Below are 3,125 nucleotides of genomic sequence, written 5' to 3'. Positions count from 1 at the left end.
CAGGCGAAGGCCGCCTTCACGTACGGCGGATACCAGACCGAGTGATCAAGTTCGACGCACCATTCGACGTCGGAGGTTAAAGCTCAAGCTAGGGCCTGTGTCGAAAGTGGATCTTGATGGTGCGATGATCTTGGTTCGTGGCACGTGGAGATCTGACGGACGCGCAATGGGCAGTACTGGAACCGCTGTTGCCGAAAGGCAAGAAGCCCGGACGGCCGCCGGCGTGGGCCAGGAGGCAGCTGATCGACGGCATACGGTTCCGGGTCCGCACCGGCATCCCGTGGCGGGACCTGCCCGCCGAGTACGGGCCGTGGAGCCGGGCTTACGACCTGTTCCGCCGGTGGCAACGGGACGGCACTTGGCATCGAATCTTCACCGCGCTCCAGGCCCGGGCCGACGCGAAAGAGCTGATCACCTGGGACATCAACGTCGACTCCACGGTGTGCCGGGCCCACCAGCACGCCGCCGGCGCGAGGAAAAAGGGGAGCTGCAGAAGGAGCCACCTGGCGGCGTCAGCATCGAACCGGACGACCATGGTCTCGGGCGCTCGCGCGGCGGCCTGACCACGAAACTGCACCTGGCCGTCGAGCAGGGCCAGAAGCCCATGTCCATCGTGATCACGGCCGGGCAGCGGGGCGACTCCCCGCAGTTCGAGCCCGTCCTGAACAAGGTCCGTGTCCCGCGTCCCGGACCGGGCAGGCCGCGCACCCGGCCCGATCGGGTGCGCGCCGACAAAGCGTACGCATCCCGGAAGAACCGCGCTTACCTGAGGCGGCGCGGGATCCGCTGCACCATCCCGGACAAGGCCGACCAGGCCCGCAACCGCAAGAAACTCGGCTTCCGCGGCGGCCGGCCGCCGAAGTTCGACCCGCAGGACTACAAGGCCCGGCACGCGGTCGAGTGTGGCATCAATCGTCTCAAGAGACACCGCGCCGTGGCCACCCGGTACGACAAGCTCGCGGTCCGCTACGAAGCGACCGTCCTCGTCGCGGCCATCAACGAGTGGCTATGACCGGTCACGTCACGATGGCGCTGCGTAACAGAGGATGGCCACCGTCTGGTAAGGGCTCCACTGCTGCTCGACTGTAGCCATCAGCTTCCAGCCCAGCCGCTCATACAGGGCTGCCGCGGCAGTATCGGATGCGACGACGTCGAGCACCGGATGCAGGCCACGACGCCGCGCTTCCTCCACTGCTCGGCCGATCAGCAGCGCACCGATCCCATGTCCCCTCGCCTGCGGGGCCACGAACAGTCTGCCGACCACGGCGGTCATACCCCGCGTCGCCCCGTTCCGCTCACTCCACAACATCGGGGCCAGATCACCTTCGCCGCCTTGCGACAAACTGACATGCCCAATCAGGCGGCCTTCGAGCTCGGCAACCCAGGAGCCCAGCACGGGACCGCGTGACAGCCACTCGCCCGGCCGATCAGGCCAGTTCACCGGATAGCCGTCAAGCTGATGGACCTCCGCGAGGACCCGCACACACTCCTCAACATCGCCATCAGCCCTCTGCCGGACGCAGAGGCTCGGCCTCTCATCAGGCACCCCGGAGCTCTTGATGTTCACTCCGGAATAGAAACACAGGCCACAGAGTCACAGCCAGCCACTTTCGACACAAGCCCGTCTTGATCTTGGCGTGGTCCTGCCGGGCAGAGGTCGGTGACAGGTGGTGCAGATGCCGGTCCAGCAGTTCAGCAGGTCCTGAAGGATGTCGAGGATCTGGTACAGGGTGAGTCCGGTGTGTCGGCTTTTGGGCTCAGCCGCTGTTCGGTCAGGAAGGCGTGGGCGGCGGTGACCAGGGTGGCGTGGTGGTGCCAGCCCGGCCAGGAGCGGCCTTCGAAGTGGTCCAGGCCCAGGCCGTGCTTGAGTTCTCGGTAGTCGTGCTCGATGCGCCAGCGGATCTTTGCCAGGCGGACCAGGTCCGGGATCGGGGTGTCGTCGGGCAGGTCGGACAGCCAGAAGCGGGTCGGGTTGTCTTCGCCGTCGGGCCATTCGGCCAGCAGTTGCACCGGGGGCAGGACGCCGTCCCACCGGCCGTGCTCGGCCACCGCGGCTTGCTGGGCCAGTCGACGCGGGCGCACCCCGGCCGGCCGGACTTGCACCGTGAGGAAGTGGGAGGTCATCGGGCCGCGGGAGCCTTCCCGCCAGGTCACCTCGCTGAAGGCTTCCCGTCCGGCGGCCGTGGCCAGTTCCGCCACCGGCACGGGTGGCTGCCGGTAGCGGGGCACCGGCCGTCGGCCGTTGCCGGACCAGGCGGGGGCCTCGGGGAGGGCGTCATGGGGCTGGACGGTCAGATCGCCGCGGATGCCGACCACGTAACGGATCTCCCGCTCGGCCAGGGCGGCGCGGAAGTCGGCGTTCTGGCCGTAGCCGGCGTCCGCCACCACGACCGGCGGCACCAGCTGCCAGGTGGCCAGTTCATCCAGGGCGTCCAGGGCAAGGCGCCACTTCTCCCGGTGCCCGACGTCCTTGGGCACGCCGGTCCGCCGTCGCCGGACGGTGTCCTCGGCCCACTCCTTGGGCAGGAACAGCCGCCAGTTCAGCGGGCACGAGGCTGTGTCGGAGACCGCGTACACGCTGACCGCGACCTGGCAGTTCGCCTGTTTGCCCAGCGCACCGCAGTACTGGGGGGCAACCCCGACCGACATCCTGCCGTCCTTGGGGAACGACACGTCATCGATCGCCCAGGCGTCCGGACCGATCTGCGGCACCATCCGCTCGGCGATCCGCCGGCGCACCGGCACCGGATCCCACGTGGACTGGTTCACGAACTGCTGCAGGTTCTGCTCGTTGCCGTCCGGCAGTCGCGAGGCCATGGCCTGGATGGACTTGCGGCGGCCGTCCATCATCAGTCCCCGCAGATAGCAGTCGCTCTTGGCCCGCTGGTCCTTGCGCGGTATCGAGGCGAACACGTCCGCCACGAATAACGCCAACTTCGCCCGAACACGATTGACTTCATGTGCGTCCACACAGTCCTCATGCCCCTGAACACTGCAGGCAGACCAACCTAACGGAGTCCTACTAGGGCATGTGTGATGTTGTGATCAGGTAGTTGCCTTCAGGAGGTCGTTGATCCAGATCATCGAGGCACGGAGGTGGAGGCCGGCGAGGTAGCTCTCGGGCG

Annotated in this window: 3 protein-coding genes; 1 reads left to right on the top strand and 2 read right to left on the bottom strand. The window is 67.5% G+C overall.

Going from position 1 to position 3,125, the window contains the following annotated elements; translation table 11 throughout:
* The first annotated feature begins 137 nt into the window (after positions 1–137).
* Positions 138–1,012, top strand: a protein-coding gene (locus tag ABT288_RS49700) for an IS5 family transposase (protein WP_351623416.1) whose coding sequence is annotated in 2 segments (ribosomal slippage) — positions 138–528 and positions 528–1,012 — 876 coding nt in all. Because the reading frame shifts where the segments join, the coding sequence is not laid out codon by codon here.
* Positions 1,013–1,021: 9 nt separating this feature from the next.
* On the opposite strand, the gene ABT288_RS49695 is transcribed toward ABT288_RS49700, so the two are convergent.
* Both ABT288_RS49695 and ABT288_RS49690 read right to left on the bottom strand, forming a co-directional pair.
* Complete coding sequence (locus ABT288_RS49695; RefSeq protein WP_351623415.1) at positions 1,022–1,483, bottom strand: GNAT family N-acetyltransferase; 462 nt, start codon at positions 1,481–1,483, stop codon at positions 1,022–1,024.
* A 209-nt stretch (positions 1,484–1,692) separates the two neighbouring features.
* Positions 1,693–2,970 carry an IS701 family transposase gene (locus ABT288_RS49690; RefSeq protein ID WP_351623414.1) on the bottom strand — a complete coding sequence of 426 codons (1,278 nt, stop codon included), beginning with the start codon at positions 2,968–2,970 and terminating at the stop codon, positions 1,693–1,695.
* Positions 2,971–3,125: the final 155 nt, after the last annotated feature.

It is taken from the genome of Streptomyces sp. NPDC001093 (assembly GCF_040298985.1).
Lineage (GTDB): Bacteria > Actinomycetota > Actinomycetes > Streptomycetales > Streptomycetaceae > Streptomyces.
This window is presented reverse-complemented; position numbering and strand designations above follow the sequence as displayed.